General features: G+C 51.6%; 13 protein-coding genes. 5 read left to right on the forward strand and 8 right to left on the reverse strand.

Features of this window, described 5'->3' with window-relative positions:
• Positions 1 to 3 precede the first annotated feature (3 nt).
• Positions 4 to 1,377: a multidrug efflux MATE transporter MdtK gene (gene mdtK / locus A7Z29_RS02400; RefSeq protein ID WP_085460687.1), complete on the reverse strand. Its 1,374-nt coding sequence runs from the start codon at positions 1,375 to 1,377 to the stop codon at positions 4 to 6.
• A gap of 215 nt (positions 1,378 to 1,592) precedes the next feature.
• On the opposite strand from mdtK, the gene A7Z29_RS02405 reads away from it, so the two are divergent.
• Complete coding sequence (locus A7Z29_RS02405; protein WP_000493959.1) at positions 1,593 to 2,219, forward strand: riboflavin synthase; 627 nt, start codon at positions 1,593 to 1,595, stop codon at positions 2,217 to 2,219.
• A 48-nt stretch (positions 2,220 to 2,267) separates the two neighbouring features.
• Here the strand turns inward: A7Z29_RS02405 and cfa are convergent, their stop codons facing one another.
• Together cfa and punC are read right to left on the reverse strand one after the other, a co-directional pair.
• On the reverse strand, positions 2,268 to 3,416 hold the full coding sequence (gene cfa / locus A7Z29_RS02410) for a cyclopropane fatty acyl phospholipid synthase (RefSeq protein ID WP_000098889.1): 1,149 nt from the start codon (positions 3,414 to 3,416) through the stop codon (positions 2,268 to 2,270).
• Between the two features lie 289 nt (positions 3,417 to 3,705).
• On the reverse strand, positions 3,706 to 4,917 hold the full coding sequence (gene punC / locus A7Z29_RS02415) for a purine nucleoside transporter PunC (protein WP_105289736.1): 1,212 nt from the start codon (positions 4,915 to 4,917) through the stop codon (positions 3,706 to 3,708).
• Between the two features lie 112 nt (positions 4,918 to 5,029).
• Here punC and punR point away from each other — a divergent pair, with 112 nt between their 5' ends.
• On the forward strand, positions 5,030 to 5,962 hold the full coding sequence (gene punR / locus A7Z29_RS02420) for a DNA-binding transcriptional activator PunR (RefSeq protein ID WP_000269487.1): 933 nt from the start codon (positions 5,030 to 5,032) through the stop codon (positions 5,960 to 5,962).
• Here the strand turns inward: punR and purR are convergent.
• Entirely contained in the window at positions 5,959 to 6,984 is a 1,026-nt protein-coding gene (gene purR / locus A7Z29_RS02425) for an HTH-type transcriptional repressor PurR (protein ID WP_000190978.1), read from the reverse strand. The two genes, punR and purR, sit on opposite strands and share 4 nt — an antisense overlap.
• A gap of 297 nt (positions 6,985 to 7,281) precedes the next feature.
• Here purR and cydH point away from each other — a divergent pair, with 297 nt between their 5' ends.
• Positions 7,282 to 7,371 carry a cytochrome bd-I accessory subunit CydH gene (gene cydH, locus A7Z29_RS02435; protein ID WP_000102278.1) on the forward strand — a complete coding sequence of 30 codons (90 nt, stop codon included), beginning with the start codon at positions 7,282 to 7,284 and terminating at the stop codon, positions 7,369 to 7,371.
• 165 nt (positions 7,372 to 7,536) lie between these two features.
• Entirely contained in the window at positions 7,537 to 8,706 is a 1,170-nt protein-coding gene (locus tag A7Z29_RS02440) for an MFS transporter (RefSeq protein ID WP_000701028.1), read from the forward strand.
• A gap of 145 nt (positions 8,707 to 8,851) precedes the next feature.
• Here the strand turns inward: A7Z29_RS02440 and sodB are convergent, their stop codons facing one another.
• Complete coding sequence (gene sodB, locus A7Z29_RS02445; RefSeq protein WP_000007278.1) at positions 8,852 to 9,433, reverse strand: superoxide dismutase [Fe]; 582 nt, start codon at positions 9,431 to 9,433, stop codon at positions 8,852 to 8,854.
• 127 nt (positions 9,434 to 9,560) lie between these two features.
• On the reverse strand, positions 9,561 to 10,388 hold the full coding sequence (gene mepH, locus A7Z29_RS02450) for a peptidoglycan DD-endopeptidase MepH (protein WP_000101173.1): 828 nt from the start codon (positions 10,386 to 10,388) through the stop codon (positions 9,561 to 9,563).
• Between the two features lie 334 nt (positions 10,389 to 10,722).
• Between mepH and grxD the strand changes: the two genes are divergently transcribed.
• Positions 10,723 to 11,070, forward strand: coding sequence for a monothiol glutaredoxin 4 (grxD, locus tag A7Z29_RS02455; RefSeq protein WP_000108172.1), 348 nt, complete (start codon positions 10,723 to 10,725; stop codon positions 11,068 to 11,070).
• A 50-nt stretch (positions 11,071 to 11,120) separates the two neighbouring features.
• Here grxD and A7Z29_RS02460 read toward each other — a convergent pair whose 3' ends face one another.
• Together A7Z29_RS02460 and rnt are read right to left on the reverse strand one after the other, a co-directional pair.
• On the reverse strand, positions 11,121 to 15,737 hold the full coding sequence (locus A7Z29_RS02460) for an ATP-dependent helicase (protein ID WP_105289737.1): 4,617 nt from the start codon (positions 15,735 to 15,737) through the stop codon (positions 11,121 to 11,123).
• 92 nt (positions 15,738 to 15,829) lie between these two features.
• The gene (gene rnt / locus A7Z29_RS02465) at positions 15,830 to 16,477 is read right to left on the reverse strand and encodes a ribonuclease T (RefSeq protein ID WP_001282285.1); all 648 of its coding nucleotides are present in this window, start codon (positions 16,475 to 16,477) and stop codon (positions 15,830 to 15,832) included.
• Between the last annotated feature and the right edge of the window lie 100 nt (positions 16,478 to 16,577).

Raw genomic sequence — 16,577 nt, forward strand, 5'->3', positions numbered from 1 at the left:
TTTTTAGCGAGCTGCGCGTTGCAGAATGATGGCTGATGGCAGACGTTGCAGGAAACGCATACGCAGCATCATCATAATAGCGGCAGAAGTCAGGCCAATAATAAAGCCGATCCAGAAACCTGCTGGCCCCATTGGCTCAACCACCAGATCGGTCAGCGCCAGAATGTAGCCGCTCGGCAAGCCTAATACCCAATACGCCGTAAAGGTAATATAAAAAATCGACCGCGTATCTTTATAACCACGCAAAATCCCACTGCCGATAACCTGTATGGAATCAGAAATCTGATACACCGCCGCCAGCAACATTAAATGTGCCGCCAGCGTTACGACCTCTGGATTATCGTTATACAGCAGGGCAATCTGTTCCCGCAGTGAAACCGTGAAAATTGCGGTCAGAGTCGCCATACAAACGCCAACCATAAGTCCTGTCCGCGCGGCTGTTTGTGCATCCAGCGTTGAACCCTGGCCCAGACGATAACCTACACGGATGGTTACCGCTGCGGCCAGCGACATTGGAAGCACGAACATCAGTGAACTAAAGTTCAGTGCAATCTGGTGGCCTGCCACATCGATAATACCGAGCGGAGATACCAACAGCGCCACTACAGCAAACAGTGTCACTTCAAAGAACAACGCCAGCGCGATAGGTAGACCAAGCTGCACCAGTCGTTTCAATGCGGCGGAATCGGGTTTCGCGGTGCCTTTTTCGTTGCGGATATCGCGCATGGAACGGGCATGTTTAATATAAGAAACCATGGCGAGGAACATCACCCAATACACAGCCGCCGTCGCTACACCACAACCGACGCCACCGAGTTCAGGCATTCCGAAATGACCATAAATAAAGATATAGTTAACCGGAATGTTCACCAGCAGGCCAATAAAACCCATCACCATCCCAGGTTTGGTTTTTGCCAGCCCTTCACACTGGTTACGCGCGACCTGAAAGAACAGATAGCCCGGAGCACCCCACAGCAGTGCACGCAGGTAACCTACCGCTTTATCGGCGAGCGCCGGATCGATATTTTGCATGGAGCGGATGATATAACCCGCATTCCACAGAACCACCATAATGAGCACCGAGACAAAGCCGGCTAGCCAGAAACCTTGTCGTACCTGATGCGCTATGCGTTCACGGCGACCAGAACCATTCAATTGCGCGATCACTGGCGTCAACGCAAGCAGCAGTCCGTGACCGAAAAGAATAGCCGGGAGCCAGATAGATGTACCAATGGCGACCGCCGCCATGTCGGTGGCGCTATAGCCGCCCGCCATGACAGTATCGACAAAACCCATCGCTGTTTGGGCGATTTGCGCGAGAATCACCGGGATTGCTAATGCTAATAACAGACGCGCTTCACTGATATACTTCTGCACGTGAACACCTTTTATATTGTTGTTATATGAGAGACTAAAAAGCCGCCTGAATGGGCAGCAAAAAGAAGAAGCAGGGGAAATTCAGTCTATTGTAGCGAGGATTTATTAATTCTCCAGTGAAAAAATAACCATTCAGCCCCCTTTACTGGTAAGGGTGTTTCCCACCTGCTATTGTGCTGAACAGAATGCCTTAACTGATTTCAGGAGTTGTAAGTATGTTTACGGGGATAGTGCAGGGCACTGCAAAACTGGTGTCGATTGACGAGAAACCAAATTTTCGTACTCATGTGGTTGAGTTACCTGACTATATGCTGGATGGTCTGGAGACCGGTGCGTCTGTGGCACACAACGGTTGTTGCCTGACCGTGACGGAAATCAACGGTAACCATATCAGTTTTGATCTGATGAAAGAGACGTTACGCATTACTAATCTTGGCGATTTACAGGTTGGGGATTGGGTAAACGTAGAGCGTGCGGCTAAATTCAGTGATGAAATTGGCGGGCATTTAATGTCGGGTCATATTATGACCACCGCTGAAGTAGCGAAAATATTAACCTCTGAAAATAATCGCCAGATCTGGTTTAAAGTGCAGGATAGTCAGTTGATGAAATATATCCTGTACAAAGGATTTATCGGAATCGACGGTATTAGCCTGACCGTCGGCGAAGTAACGTCAACACGTTTCTGCGTGCATTTAATTCCAGAAACGCTGGAACGTACCACTCTCGGTAAGAAAAAACTCGGTGCACGCGTCAATATTGAAATCGATCCACAAACTCAGGCAGTGGTAGATACGGTAGAACGTGTGCTGGCGATGCGGGAAAAGGCGTTGAATCAATAACGGACTGAAATATGATATCGCCCCCAAACGGGGGCGATAGAATAACATTTAGCGTGCAACCCGAAGACCGTTTTCGACTCCTCGAGAGAACACCACTTGCCAGAGTTGAATATCACGGGCGCGGAAAGCACCAGCGCAAGCATTCAGATAATAGGTAAACATCCGTTTAAAGCGTTCACTGTAATTATCCGCAATTTCCGGCCATGCGGCGAGGAATCGTTCATACCAGGCCATCAGCGTGGTATCGTAATCGGCGCCAAAGTTATGCCAGTCTTCCATCACAAAGTGTGGTTCGCTGGATTGAGCGATCTGGCGCACAGAGGGCAGGCAACCGTTCGGGAAAATATATTTATTAATCCACGGATCAACATTCAGATCGGTTTTTTTCGAGCCGATAGTATGTAACAGGAAAATACCTTCCGGTTTCAGATTGCGATCAACCACCTCAAAATAGGTATTGTAATTTTTCGGCCCGACGTGTTCGAACATTCCCACTGAAACAATGCGGTCAAATTGATCGTTCAGGTCACGGTAATCTTGCAGCAATATGGTGACATCCAGACCTTCGCAGCGATCCTGAGCCATTTTCTGCTGTTCAGCAGAAATGGTGACACCCACCACACTTACGTCATAGTTAGACGCCATGTAGTGCGCCAGTCCGCCCCAGCCGCAGCCAATATCCAGTACGCGCATCCCTGGTTTCAACTGCAATTTTTCACAGATCATTTTAAGCTTCGCTTGTTGGGCAGATTCCAGATTATCGGCATCTTTCCAGTAAGCGCAGGAATACTGCATGAAGGGATCAAGCATACGGCTGAACAGGTCATTACCCAGATCGTAATGCTCTTTGCCGACTATCCAGGCACGTTTTTTACTCTGCAAATTGAAAAGACGAGCGCCTGCGATGCGCAGAGTGTCTTTGAAATGATGGGGGAGTTGGTTTTCGAGACCTGCGCGTAAGACTTTGCTAAAAAACATATCCAGTCGGTCACATTCCCACCAGCCATCCATATAACTTTCGCCTAACCCCAACGATCCTTCCTGCAGAACGCGTTTAAAAAAATCGGGGTTTTTAACACGAATATCCGCCGGGGCAGAACCGTTGATGGCTATACCTGCGCGGCTAAGTAATTCGTTGGCGATTCTGTACCAGTTGTCATCCGGTACGCTGACTTCTTCTATACACGATGAACTCATAGTTTCTCCATCACTGGTCGGTGATCAGAACCTTAAAACAGCGTAGACGCTTTTTGGGCTTTGTGAGAAATCTCGCAGAAAATCCGCGAGTCTATAATCCGACGTAGAACAGAGGGAAAGGAGGAACCCTTGCCGAAATGACCATCCATAGCAATCCGGGAACGCTCCTGTCCCCGTAAAAACATAATATTTATCGTAATCTTAACAACTGGAAATTAGTATAGGCCGCTAATTTCAATCATACAACAAAATTTTGTTAGCAGCCTAAGTATAAAGATGTCGATATAGATCAATGTGATTCGCTATGAGCGACTTCGGCATTGCCATGATTCTGGCAACCAGGTTCTTCACAACGTTGCATTATGTAACCCAGAGAAGCCAGTACCACGGTCGATAACATCACGCAGGTGGTGGTGAGCAGTGGTGTGCTAACGCTGATGAGCCAGGAAACCACAAGGCTTGCGAGGAAGCACAGTCCCAGTTGCAGTGTGTTCTGCAATGCTGCAGCGCGGCCGGTCGCATGTGGGAAGGGGCGCAGCGCCTGGGCGACAACAATCGGGTAGATTGCGCCGTTGGCAATAGCCATCACACAGAATGGGATCAGGATTTCGACCAGCGAAACATGGCTAATGAAGCCAGCAGCCCAGGTCGCCACGACACTGACAGCAAACAGCGCCAGCAGCCACGGTAATAATTGTTTGCCTTGCCATTTCTGCAATGCTGCGCGGCAGCCATAACCACCAATCAGAAACGCGATGGTTTGTGGTACATAACTTAAACCAATGACTGCCGGGCTGTAGCCCATCTCGCTAAGGATGAACGGTGAACCGGTCAGCCAGGCAAAGAAACTGGCTGAACAGGCCGCATAAATCAGCACGTTGCCGCGATAGGTTTTTGAACGCAGCAGATCGGTAAAGGTCAGTCCATCCTGACTATCGTTACGTGCTTTAGTCGTGGGTTTAAGCCAGAAAATGGGCAGAATCAGCACCACTGTAATGGCAAACAAGGTGGCGAAAATCGCCTGCCAGGAAAAATGAACCAGCAGCCAGCTACCTAAAAGAGGAGCAAGGGCAGGAGAGAGTCCCACTAATGGCATGATAGTGGCGAAAATACGATTCACTTTTTGTGAAGGATAGTAATCCGTCACCAACGCCTGCCAGATAACTGCGGCGGCACAGACACCAACCGCTTGCACAAACCGTAATACCAGCAGAGTGATGGCGTTATCCACCCATAACATCCCCAGACTACCTAACGCAAAAATTGTCAGGCCGATTAATAACACCGGTTTACGACCATAACGGTCGGAGAGCGGCCCCCACAGAAGTTGGGCTGCGGCAAAACCGGCAAGGAACAGACTAAGGCTGGCACTGACAGCAGACGCAGGCGTTTGCAAATCGGCCTGAATGGCGGCGAAAGCGGGCAGATACATATCGGTTGCCAGAAAACCGAGTACGCTCAAACCCGCCAGCCAGACTAAAAATCTTTTCCCAGGTTGCATGTATATTCTCTAAATTTCTCAATTAAACACCGTCGCAAAGTGTAGGGAGTGAAATTCCTGTTGTGAAACGGTAATATTTGATGACTGGTTTCAAAAATTTTGCAGGCAAACTATGTGGTCTGAGTATTCTCTCGAAGTGGTTGATGCGGTAGCGCGTAATGGCAGTTTTAGTGCTGCGGCTCAGGAGTTGCATCGCGTTCCTTCAGCGGTCAGCTATACCGTGCGTCAGCTGGAAGAGTGGCTGGCGGTGCCGCTTTTTGAACGGCGTCATCGTGATGTGGAACTGACCGCTGCCGGGGCGTGGTTTCTCAAAGAAGGGCGCTCTGTTGTCAAAAAAATGCAGATCACTCGCCAGCAATGTCAGCAGATTGCGAACGGCTGGCGCGGTCAGTTAGCCATTGCGGTGGATAATATCGTCAGGCCAGAACGTACACGGCAGATGATCGTTGATTTCTATCGCCATTTTGATGACGTTGAACTTCTGGTATTTCAGGAAGTATTCAATGGTGTCTGGGATGCGCTTTCTGACGGGCGCGTGGAACTGGCGATTGGCGCGACACGAGCGATTCCGGTGGGCGGTCGTTACGCCTTCCGTGATATGGGGATGTTGAGCTGGAGTTGTGTTGTTGCCCGTCATCATCCGCTTGCGTCAATGAATGGGCCATTCAGCGATGATACGTTGCGCAACTGGCCATCGCTGGTGCGCGAAGACACCTCGCGGACGCTACCAAAACGTATTACCTGGCTGCTGGATAACCAAAAGCGCCTTGTTGTACCGGACTGGGAATCATCGGCAACGTGTATTTCGGCTGGGTTATGCATCGGTATGGTGCCGACACATTTCGCCAAACCGTGGCTTAATGAGGGGAAGTGGGTAGCTCTAGAACTGGAAAATCCATTCCCTGATTCAGCATGTTGTCTGACCTGGCAGCAGAATGATATGTCGCCTGCTTTAACCTGGTTGCTTGAGTATCTCGGCGATAGTGAGACGCTGAATAAGGAGTGGCTGCGGGAGCCGGAAGAAACTCCCGCAACGGATGATTAACGACGATAGTCGCGGAACGGGCCATCAGCCACGGAGCGACGTTCAATCAATCGTGGATGAACTTCAATTGACTGCGGTTCTTCGCGTTTGTTGACGATACGATCCAACAGCATATTGAACGCCGTTTCACCCAGCGAATCTTTTGGCTGATGGATAGTGGTCAGTGCCGGGGTAAAGTAGCGAGCATTGCGCACGTTATCATAACCGATCAGCGAAACATCCTGCGGGACGCGCAGCCCCATTTCATCAGCGGCACAGAGCGCGCCCATCGCCATAATATCGCCGCCACAGAACACTGCGGTAGGTCTGTGCGGTTGCGACAGGATTTGCTGCATGGCGCGATAACCTGATTCAGGCTCAAAGTCACCTTGCACAATCCAGTTTTCCGGCACTTTGATCATGGCTTCTTCCATCGCTTTCATAAAGCCCGCCAAACGACCTGCACCGGTGTTACGCTCCAGAGGACCAGGAATAACGCCAATTTCGCGGTGACCGCGTTCAATCAGATAGCGCCCGGCCATGTAACCGCCTTCAAAAGCGTTATCGATAACCGCATCGGTAAAGTCTGCTTTTGCTTCACCCCAGTCCATCACCACCATCGGGATATGGCGATACTCTTCCAGCATCGCCAGCAACGGTTCCGGATACTCCGAACACATCACCAGCAGGCCATCGACGCGTTTTTGCGCCATCATCGACAGATAAGCCCGCTGTTTCTCAAGATTGTTCCACGCATTGCCCAGAATCAGCGTGTAGCCTTTCTGGAAGCAATTTTTTTCTACCGCTTCAATGATCTCGGCGAAATAGGCCGCTTCGCTGCTGGTCGCCAGCAAACCGATAGACTTGGTGTGGTTGACCTTCAGGCTACGCGCCACCGCGCTAGGGGAGTAGTGTAATTCTTTGATCGCTGCCCACACAGCATTGCGCGTTTCTTCAGCGACGAAACGTGTTTTGTTGATTACGTGTGACACAGTTGTAGTGGAAACGTTTGCTCGTTTCGCTACATCTTTTATTGTTGCCATTCCATTTCACTCCAGACCCTAACTTCAGCTCCTGCAAAATCGCAAGGTAAACGTTTGCCTTTACACACCTTACGCACAACAAAAGTGTTGCGGTACGCCGGGAAAATGACACAGAGCGTCAGGAAGGGGTCAATGGCCAGTACGCAAATAATGTAAGCGTGGAATTTTGGCCGATCTTGATGAAAAGGGGAAGTAGTAAAAACACTTATCATTATAAATGACGGGAGATTTTTTCATCACAGTATGTAAAAATGCGTAATATCACTTTTTGTGGGGTAATAAAAAGGAGAAAACTTGATGAGCACCGACCTTAAATTTTCACTGGTAACAACCATTATCGTTCTTGGTTTGATCGTGGCCGTGGGTTTGACTGCCGCACTGCACTGATTTCCCCTCGAGGGAGCGCGTTCTCCCTCACATCTCCTTCCTCTTTGTTAGCAAAATGGCAAAAGTGTTTTCTCTTTTTGTTATTTTCATTCTTTTGTGATTGATGTCATGCTTTCGCCACTTTGATGAACATCGCGTGATGACGCGAAGAGGTGGAGATTAGGCATGAAAATTAACTATCCGTTGCTGGCACTGGCAATTGGCGCATTTGGTATCGGGACAACGGAATTCTCGCCAATGGGCTTGTTGCCCGTTATTGCGCGTGGTGTGGATGTCTCGATTCCCGCTGCCGGAATGTTAATCAGCGCCTATGCGGTTGGCGTGATGGTTGGCGCGCCATTGATGACGCTTCTGCTTTCTCATCGTGCCCGCCGTAGTGCGCTGATTTTCCTGATGGCGATTTTCACGCTCGGTAACGTACTTTCTGCCATCGCACCGGACTATATGACGCTGATGCTTTCACGCATTTTAACCAGCCTGAATCACGGGGCGTTTTTTGGTCTGGGGTCTGTCGTGGCAGCAAGCGTGGTGCCAAAACATAAACAGGCCAGCGCAGTTGCAACTATGTTTATGGGCTTAACACTGGCGAATATCGGTGGCGTTCCGGCGGCAACCTGGCTTGGGGAAACTATTGGCTGGCGTATGTCATTTCTGGCAACGGCGGGGCTGGGTGTGATTTCAATGGTGAGCCTGTTCTTCTCTTTACCTAAAGGTGGCGCAGGGGCGCGGCCTGACGTGAAAAAAGAGCTGGCGGTACTGTTGCGTCCACAGGTGCTGTCTGCATTGCTGACGACGGTGCTGGGCGCTGGCGCAATGTTCACCCTCTACACCTATATTTCTCCGGTACTGCAAAGTATCACTCACGCAACGCCGGTGTTCGTCACGGCAATGCTGGTGCTGATTGGTGTCGGATTCTCTATCGGTAACTTTCTCGGCGGCAAACTTGCAGATCGTTCAGTTAACGGCACGTTGAAAGGCTTTTTGCTGCTGCTGATGGTGATTATGCTCGCGATCCCGTTCCTGGCGCGAAATGAGTTTGGCGCGGCTATTAGCATGGTGGTGTGGGGCGCTGCAACCTTTGCGGTTGTACCACCGTTGCAGATGCGTGTAATGCGCGTTGCCAGCGAAGCGCCGGGTTTGTCTTCATCAGTAAATATTGGTGCCTTTAACCTTGGAAATGCGCTGGGTGCCGCAGCCGGTGGTGCAGTGATTTCCGGTGGTCTGGGATACAGTTTTGTGCCGGTGATGGGGGCGATTGTCGCGGGGCTGGCATTGTTGCTGGTATTTATGTCAGCCAGAAAACAACCTGAAGCAGTTTGCGTTGCCAACAGCTAATAAACAAAAACGCAGAAGGATAACCTTCTGCGTTACAGTTTGCAGGCAAAGTGCGATTTATCTTGCCGGATGTGGTGTTAATGCCTCATCCGCGTAGGCCTGATAAGCGTAGCGCATCAGGCAATGCTGCATTTGCCATCAGTGATTATGCGGCGAGATTTTTCGCTACGAATTCCCAGTTTACCAGCGCCCAGAAGTGCTCCAGATAACCCGGACGTGCATTGCGATAGTCGATGTAATAAGCGTGTTCCCAGACATCAACGGTCAGCAGTGGAGTCGCATCGGTGGTCAGCGGAGTACCTGCGTTAGAAGTGGAAACGATAGCCAGTTTGCCATCGCTGTTTTTCACCAGCCAGGTCCAGCCAGAACCAAAGTTTTTGATCGCAGCATCAGTAAACTGAGCTTTGAAATCGGCAAAGCTGCCAAAAGAAGCGGCGATAGCTTCAGCCAGTTCACCCGTCGGTTCGCCACCCGCGTTTGGCGCCAGGCAGTTCCAGTAGAAAGTGTGGTTCCAGACCTGAGCGGCGTTATTGAATACACCACCTTCAGAGCTGCGAATAATCTCTTCCAGTGATTTACCTTCAAACGCAGTACCTTTGATCAGGTTGTTCAGGTTAGTGACATAAGTCTGATGATGTTTGCCGTAGTGATACTCGATAGTTTCCGCAGAAATGTGCGGTGCCAGAGCATCTTTAGCATATGGTAGTGCAGGTAATTCAAATGACATTGCTACTCTCCTTTATTATTAATTGGCATACGTACAATAGCCTTATTGTGCGTATGGATAGGGTAGCAAATTAAAAGGTGATACAAAAGATGAACTTACCCTGTTGCCGTAACAACAGGGTAAAGTTTTAGCGAAGTGTTTTTGGGGTCATCACCCGACGAGCGCCAACATAGTGGCGTTGCCAGTAATCTTCACTTAACGAAGTGATTTTAATTTCCTGACCACTGCGTGGTGACTGAATAAATTTGCCGTTGCCGACATACACGCCAACGTGATCGGCGGTTCCGCGCCCCTGAGTGCGGAAGAAGACAAGGTCGCCGTTTTTCAGTTCGCTGCGATCGATCGGCGCGGCGTCACGCAGGTGATACATTTCGTTAGCCGTGCGTGGAATACGGATCTTCACCAGATCTTTATACGCGTAATAAACCAGTCCGCTGCAATCAAAACCGGTACGCGGTGAGCTGCCGCCCCAGCGATATGGTTTGCCAATTTGCTGCATCAGCTTATTCATAGCCACTTTTGTGGCTTTCTGTACTTTGGCTTTATGCGCGTCGGCGATGGTTCCCTGTGTGGCATTCTTGACTTTCACACAACGTGACTTATAGCCTTTACGTTTGGTGCATTTTTCCGTAAAGCTGACTGACGCCGTTTTATTGACGGCTTGTTTGCTGCGAGTTTTGGCGTTTTTAGAAGCTGTAATGGAGGATTTTTTAACGGAAGAAGCAGTTTTATTTTTAGTAGTACTTTTACTGGCGGCTTTTTTCGCTGTTTTCTGGCTGGCTTTATTGGTCTTTTTGGTGGTTGCCGTGCTTTTCTTTTTATCTGCTTTTTTGGTGATGTGAGTGGTAGCAGAACTCTCCCTGGCTTGCTTTGAAGCATGTGCCATAGGCGTTAAAGGCAGGGTGGTAAAAAGTAAAGCACAGAGCGTGATCGAAATACGGTTTATCCGCGCCACTGAGCGTCCCTCTGTTAAGGCAGGTCTATCATGCCTGCGTCTGATTTACAAAACTTGATGATTCTAATGCATAGAAGAAGAGAAAGTTAATAGCTTTTATTGTTAAAAAATACGTTTCGTCGGCGAGCGCAAAAAAATGCAGCAGGCAAAGCTAAAAATGGTTATAAAAACACCACGTTGCTGCGTGCCAGAGAAGAAAAGAATATTTGAAATGCAACATATAGAGCAAAGGGATAAAATAGCAAAAGCGTGATGAAAATGTTATTTTCCGTTGCCGCACTGACCCGCTACAATGTCAGATTACTGCCGTAAAGAAGTTTGAGGAAGCAAGACAATGAGCACCACTATCGAAAAAATCCAACGCCAGATTGCTGAAAACCCGATCCTGCTGTACATGAAAGGTTCACCGAAACTGCCGAGCTGCGGTTTCTCTGCCCAGGCAGTCCAGGCGCTTGCCGCATGTGGCGAACGTTTTGCCTATGTTGATATCCTGCAAAATCCGGACATTCGTGCGGAACTGCCGAAATACGCTAACTGGCCGACTTTCCCGCAACTGTGGGTTGACGGCGAACTGGTAGGCGGCTGTGATATCGTGATCGAAATGTATCAGCGCGGCGAACTGCAACAGCTGATCAAAGAAACTGCCGCTAAATACAAGTCTGAAGAGCCGGACGCGGAGTAATCCGTCCTGCAATACTGACGGATGCAAACAAGCATCCGTCAGTGCTTTATCTATCCCCAATCCAGCCCTTGTGGCGAACTTGAAAATCCCGCTTCACGCAGCAGCGTAAACATCGGCGTTTGCCGGACGGGTTGATCATTCACTTCTGTCAGCGTAAAGCGCAGCCGTGGTTCGCGACGCAGTGCGGTAGTCAGCGCCTGGAAAACCTCTGGGGCGAGTAATTCCTCTTTTTCCTGCCAGACCAGCATTTTTTTGCCACCTTGCGCCAGATAGAGTAACAATTTGCCGCCAGAAACGACCACCAGCGCACCCGCCCGACGCGTTGGAACCAGCGTTGCCGGATGTGCAGGCCAGGGCAGGAGAGTTCCCCACACATTAGCCGGATCGTTGGCAGAGAGCGCCACTGGCGTATAGTGCCGCGTCTGCGTGGCTTGTGTCGCCAGATCGCGCAATCGGTCAATAGTCAGGCGATCAGCAAATTGCGCGCCGCCAAGACCTTCAACAAAACGACCACGCATAATTCGCCCGGAGTCTTCCATGCTTCGACAAAGTGTTTGCATTGATGGAAATCCGCCAGGGATATTCTCGGCTATCACCGCCTGACGACTGACGATGCCGTAGCGGTCGAGCATATTTTCCGCCAGCGCCAGCATCCTTTCAGTATCGTTCAGTGGCTCCACCTGTAATAACGACCAGCGTCCAGCCAGCTTCGGCGTGTTGTAAGATACCAGTGGCGAGATGGACGACGTATAGGCAGGACGTCCACGCCGGGTCCGGTGACTGCGGCGAGTTGAGGGACGCGCGCTGGTACTGCTGCGGGTGAGGGCGCGTAACGGTGCCCAAATATCGCAGGAAATGACGCCTTGCCAGACCAGCTCCCATAACGCTTCTTGCAGGGGCGAAGCATCTACCGGTTGACCGATTTTCTCGCCTACCCGTTGAGCGATTTGTTGCGCAAACCAGGCGCTGCCGTCAGCCAGAACCGCGATAATCGCTTGCTGAATCGCTGAACGTTTTGCGTGATCATTTTCTACTGGTGTTAACGATTCTGCGGCATATTCCTGCAAATGCAGAGCCACCAGACCGTCATCATCGCCCAGTTTTTTTTGCCCCGACCAGATAACTGCGCCGGTTGCCAGCAGTTCATCGAGCATTTCTGGCGAATAGTCGCGCACGCGGGCTGGCAGGATCTGGCTTTCCCAGAGCGAGGCGGGTAAACCAACACCGGCAAGTTGTTCGATCACCCGCATGACACCATCCACCCCCTCATAAACGCCTGTAGACGTTGCGGCAAAAAGCGCCGGGCTGCCATCGGTAGCGGGCAACACGCCCTGACGTTCCAGCAGCAATCGCGCATAGACTGTAGACGGAACTGGACGCGTCGCTTCTCTGGCAGCCTGCAGCGAGCGTAAGCGCAGACGACGGAAAACTTCGTCGCTCACCCAGACGTCTTGTTGCAGATTCATCACCAGCCCCCGTTCGCGCAGTTGCTGAAGTTGCTCTTCGACAATGGCAATACCGAGGCCAAAATCACGGGCAAGTTGTTCCGCCGTGACCAGAGCATGAGTCCGGAGATAGCGCAGAAAGAGATCGCGAAGCGGGTAATTTACGCGGTGCAGGTAGATTTCGGGTAGTGAGTGCGGCAATGGTACACCGAGGGCGTCTCGTAGCCTGGCTGCGTCATCCATGCAGGCCAGGTGCTTCTGACCTGCAATCATCGCCGGGAAGATTCGTTTTGCCGCGAGAAGGTTTTCCACATACGTCTCAATCTCTTCACTGCTGCCTGTATGCCGTTGTACCAGATCCTCAACGGTCATTGGCCCCAGTTCGCGTAGCAGGTCAAACAAACCTTCTTCACCTTTCGCTTCTCTGCCAGCCGCTAGCCGCTGTAACTCTTCTTCCACCTGGCGTATGACCTGCGGGTCGAGTAATTCACCCGGATCGACCTGACCGAGTAGATTGCGCAGTAACTCGCTGTCCAGCGACAGTACGGATGCCCGGCGCTCTGCCAGCGGGGCGTCGCTCTGGTACATAAATTCCGCGACATAGCCGAACAATAAACTGGCGGCGAAAGGCGAGGGCGTAGTAGTCGTTACATCGGATATTTGTATTTCGCCACCGTTCAGGCGACGCATCAAACGTTCCAGCGCGGGAAGATCATAAACATCTTGCAGGCATTCACGTAGGGTTTCGAGAATGATCGGAAAATCAGGATAACCCTGGGCGATTTCCAGCAACTGGCTGGCTCGTAGTCGTTGTTGCCACAGTGGCGTGCGATGCCCCGGCGTGCGGCTGGGCATCAGCAATGCCCGCGCGGCACATTCACGGAAACGAGCGGCGAAAAGAGCCGAGCTGCCTACCGCTTCGCGGACAATTTGCAGCAATTTTTCTGGTTCAAACAAGAAAATGGCGGCGTCAGGCAATTTACCATCGGTGTCAGGAATGCGCGCAACAATGCCGTCATCACTGGCAACTACTGAGGCGTCAGCGCCCCATAGTGCATGTATTCGTCCTGCAATCGCCAGCGCCCAGGGTTCATGCACGCGTCTCCCATAGGGAGAGTGCAAAATAATACGCCAGTCGCCAATTTCATCACGGCACCGTTCGAGAACCAGATGACGGCTGCCAGGAACAATGCCCGTTGCTTTGCGCTGCTCGTCAATCAGTCCCTTAATATTGGCGAGCGTATTTTCTTCCGCCAGCCACGGGGGAATACTCCCGGAAAAGAACGCGCCATCCGCCAGAAAATGGAGAAAATCGCCGATCATCTCGCCTAATTCAGACGGACGTCCGTTTCCTTCGCCGCGCCAGAAGGGAAGTCTGGCGGAGCGTCCGGGCGCAGGCGTCACAATCACCTGATCGCGGGTAATTTGCTGGATCCGCCAGGAGGTAGCACCGAGGGTGATAATGTCATTCACCCGCGATTCATACACCATCTCTTCATCCAGTTCTCCTACCCGACGAGATCCGGCCTGTTCTTCACCTTCCGGTAATAACACGCTGTACATGCCACGATCCGGAATGGTGCCACCGCTGGTCACCGCCAGCAGTTGGGCGCCTGGACGCGCAGTTAATATTCCACTTTCCCGATCCCAGATAAGTTTTGGGCGAAAAGCGGAAAAATCACCAGAAGGATAGCGCCCGGAAAGCATATCCAGCGTGGTGTCAAAAACGCGCCTCGGTAGATCTTTCCACGGTGCGGCACGGCGCACGCGGGCGTACCATTCGTCCACCTGTAATGCGTCCATCGCCGCAGCGGCAACAGTTTGCTGCGCCAGAACGTCGAGTGGATTATGCGGTGGTGTCAGGTTTTCCAGCCTGCCTGCGAACATACACTCTACAATGACTGCGGAATCGACTAAGTCACGCCGGGTTCGGGGGAAAAACAGCCCTTTGGAGATACCTCCTACCTGGTGTCCGGCACGTCCAATGCGTTGTAACCCACTGGCAACAGAAAGCGGCGTTGCCACCTGAATCACCAGATCCACCGCGCCCATATCAATCCCCAGTTCGAGACTGGAGGTTGCGACCACGCAGCGTAATTCACCCGATTTCAGCGCCTGTTCGGTGATTGCTCGTTGTTCTTTAGAGACGGAGCCGTGGTGTGAGCGGGCAATAAAAACGTCGCTACTTTGTACACGGTTAGAGGTTGCGCCGGAGGTCGACTCGAAATGGGCCGCATCAACGGCGATAGACGGGGAACGCTGTAAGCGTGCGGCGTAAAGCTCATTTAATCGTGCCGTCAGTTTTTCCGCCAGCCCGCGTGAATTAGTAAAGACAATGGTCGAGCGATGGCGCAACACTTCATCAAGGATACCCGTTTCAATATATGGCCAGATGGAGCCTTCCCGGCCGGCATGGCTGTCTTCGCCGGTGCCGCTGGCGACCGATGAGACATCATCCATATTGGCGACCGGCACGACAATTCGTATCTGCGGATGGCGCATTGCGGGCGGGTTGACTACCGTAACCGGGCGATCGCCACCAAGAAATGCTGCCACATCGCTGGCTGAGCGCACAGTGGCAGAAAGGCCAATTCGCTGTGCTGAGGTGTGGAGCAGCGCATCGAGCCGCTCCAGACTTAACGCCAGATGCGCACCACGTTTACTGCCCGCTACCGCGTGGACTTCATCAATAATTACCGTTTCGACGCCGCGTAGCGTTTCGCGTGCGCGGGAGGTCAGCATCAGATAGAGTGATTCGGGCGTGGTTATCAGAATATCCGGCGGATTACGGGTCAGTTTGCTGCGTTCTTGTGCGGGAGTATCGCCAGTGCGGATACCCACACGAATGTTGACTTCCATTTCGCCACGCCGCCGCCGCTCATCCGCAATACCCTGTAACGGGATCTGTAAGTTGCGTTGAACGTCGGTGCCTAAGGCTTTAATTGGTGAAATATAGAGGATGCGCGAGGTTTTACGCTTATGCGCTTCGCTTGCATGTTCTCCGCCTTCGCGGAAGAGTTGATCGAGGGCGTAGAGAAAAGCGGCCAGCGTTTTTCCGGAACCTGTCGGTGCAATCACCAGCGCATGTTCACCGTGTGCCGCCACATGCCAGGTTTGTGACTGAACAGCGGTCGGCTGTTTAAAGGCGCGAAGAAACCAGTCGCGGGTCGCCGGTGAAAAAACGTCCGGCAGCGACGATGAAAGGTTTGGATTATCTGCCATTAACGCTATTCCCCGTGAATATCATGCATGATGCGTGGAATAGCCTCACTATAGATGCCTGATTCATTGCATGTCATCAGGCATCGACTCGATTACACCTCTTCGGCGGCAGGCAGCGGCCAACCTCCCAGACGTTTCCAGCGGTTGACGATTTCACAAAACAGCACAGCGGTGCGTTCGGTATCGTACAGCGCGGAGTGTGCCTGAGTGCTGTCAAACTCCATGCCAGCGGTCTGGCAGGCTTTTGATAATACGGTTTGTCCGAGCGCCAGCCCGGCCAGTGCAGCAGTGTCAAAAGTGGCGAAAGGGTGGAACGGGTTACGTTTCAGTGAGGCGCGTTCTGCGGCGGCCATCATAAAGCTGTGGTCGAAATTGGCGTTGTGCGCCACCATAATGGCACGGTTACAGCCGCTCGCTTTAATGCCTTTACGTACAACTTTGAAAATCTCATGCAGTGCCTCGTATTCACTGACCGCGCCACGATCGGGATCGTTCGGGTCAATGCCGTTGAAGGCGAGGGCTTCTGGTTGCAAATTAGCGCCGACAAACGGCTCGACGTGGAAATGTAATGTGGTGTCCGGCATCAGCCAGCCTTGTTCATCCATTTTCAGGGTGATGGCGGCAATCTCAAGCAGCGCATCGGTTTTGGCGTTAAATCCGGCTGTTTCAACATCGATCACAACAGGATAAAAACCACGAAAACGGTCGCACAGACCGGTAAGTTGAGCGTTATCGGACATCTGATTCTCTTAATACGGATAAATTGCAGCGCGCATTATGACAAATATTACTTGCCGATGCAGTAAAGATGCGGGCGTGATGAGTGCACGCCCGGCAGGA

Origin of the sequence: Escherichia sp. MOD1-EC6842 (assembly GCF_002965705.1) — a bacterium.
GTDB lineage: Bacteria > Pseudomonadota > Gammaproteobacteria > Enterobacterales > Enterobacteriaceae > Escherichia > Escherichia ruysiae.

What these genes read in the sequence shown, in the direction of transcription:
- A7Z29_RS02405 (WP_000493959.1), top strand. Translation starts at nt 1,593, where the DNA reads ATGTTTACGGGGATAGTGCAGGGCACTGCAAAACTGGTGTCGATTGAC.
- cfa (WP_000098889.1), bottom strand. Translation starts at nt 3,416, where the DNA reads ATGAGTTCATCGTGTATAGAAGAAGTCAGCGTACCGGATGACAACTGG.
- punC (WP_105289736.1), bottom strand. Translation starts at nt 4,917, where the DNA reads ATGCAACCTGGGAAAAGATTTTTAGTCTGGCTGGCGGGTTTGAGCGTA.
- punR (WP_000269487.1), top strand. Translation starts at nt 5,030, where the DNA reads ATGTGGTCTGAGTATTCTCTCGAAGTGGTTGATGCGGTAGCGCGTAAT.
- purR (WP_000190978.1), bottom strand. Translation starts at nt 6,984, where the DNA reads ATGGCAACAATAAAAGATGTAGCGAAACGAGCAAACGTTTCCACTACA.
- cydH (WP_000102278.1), top strand. Translation starts at nt 7,282, where the DNA reads ATGAGCACCGACCTTAAATTTTCACTGGTAACAACCATTATCGTTCTT.
- A7Z29_RS02440 (WP_000701028.1), top strand. Translation starts at nt 7,537, where the DNA reads ATGAAAATTAACTATCCGTTGCTGGCACTGGCAATTGGCGCATTTGGT.
- sodB (WP_000007278.1), bottom strand. Translation starts at nt 9,433, where the DNA reads ATGTCATTTGAATTACCTGCACTACCATATGCTAAAGATGCTCTGGCA.
- grxD (WP_000108172.1), top strand. Translation starts at nt 10,723, where the DNA reads ATGAGCACCACTATCGAAAAAATCCAACGCCAGATTGCTGAAAACCCG.
- A7Z29_RS02460 (WP_105289737.1), bottom strand. Translation starts at nt 15,737, where the DNA reads ATGGCAGATAATCCAAACCTTTCATCGTCGCTGCCGGACGTTTTTTCA.
- rnt (WP_001282285.1), bottom strand. Translation starts at nt 16,477, where the DNA reads ATGTCCGATAACGCTCAACTTACCGGTCTGTGCGACCGTTTTCGTGGT.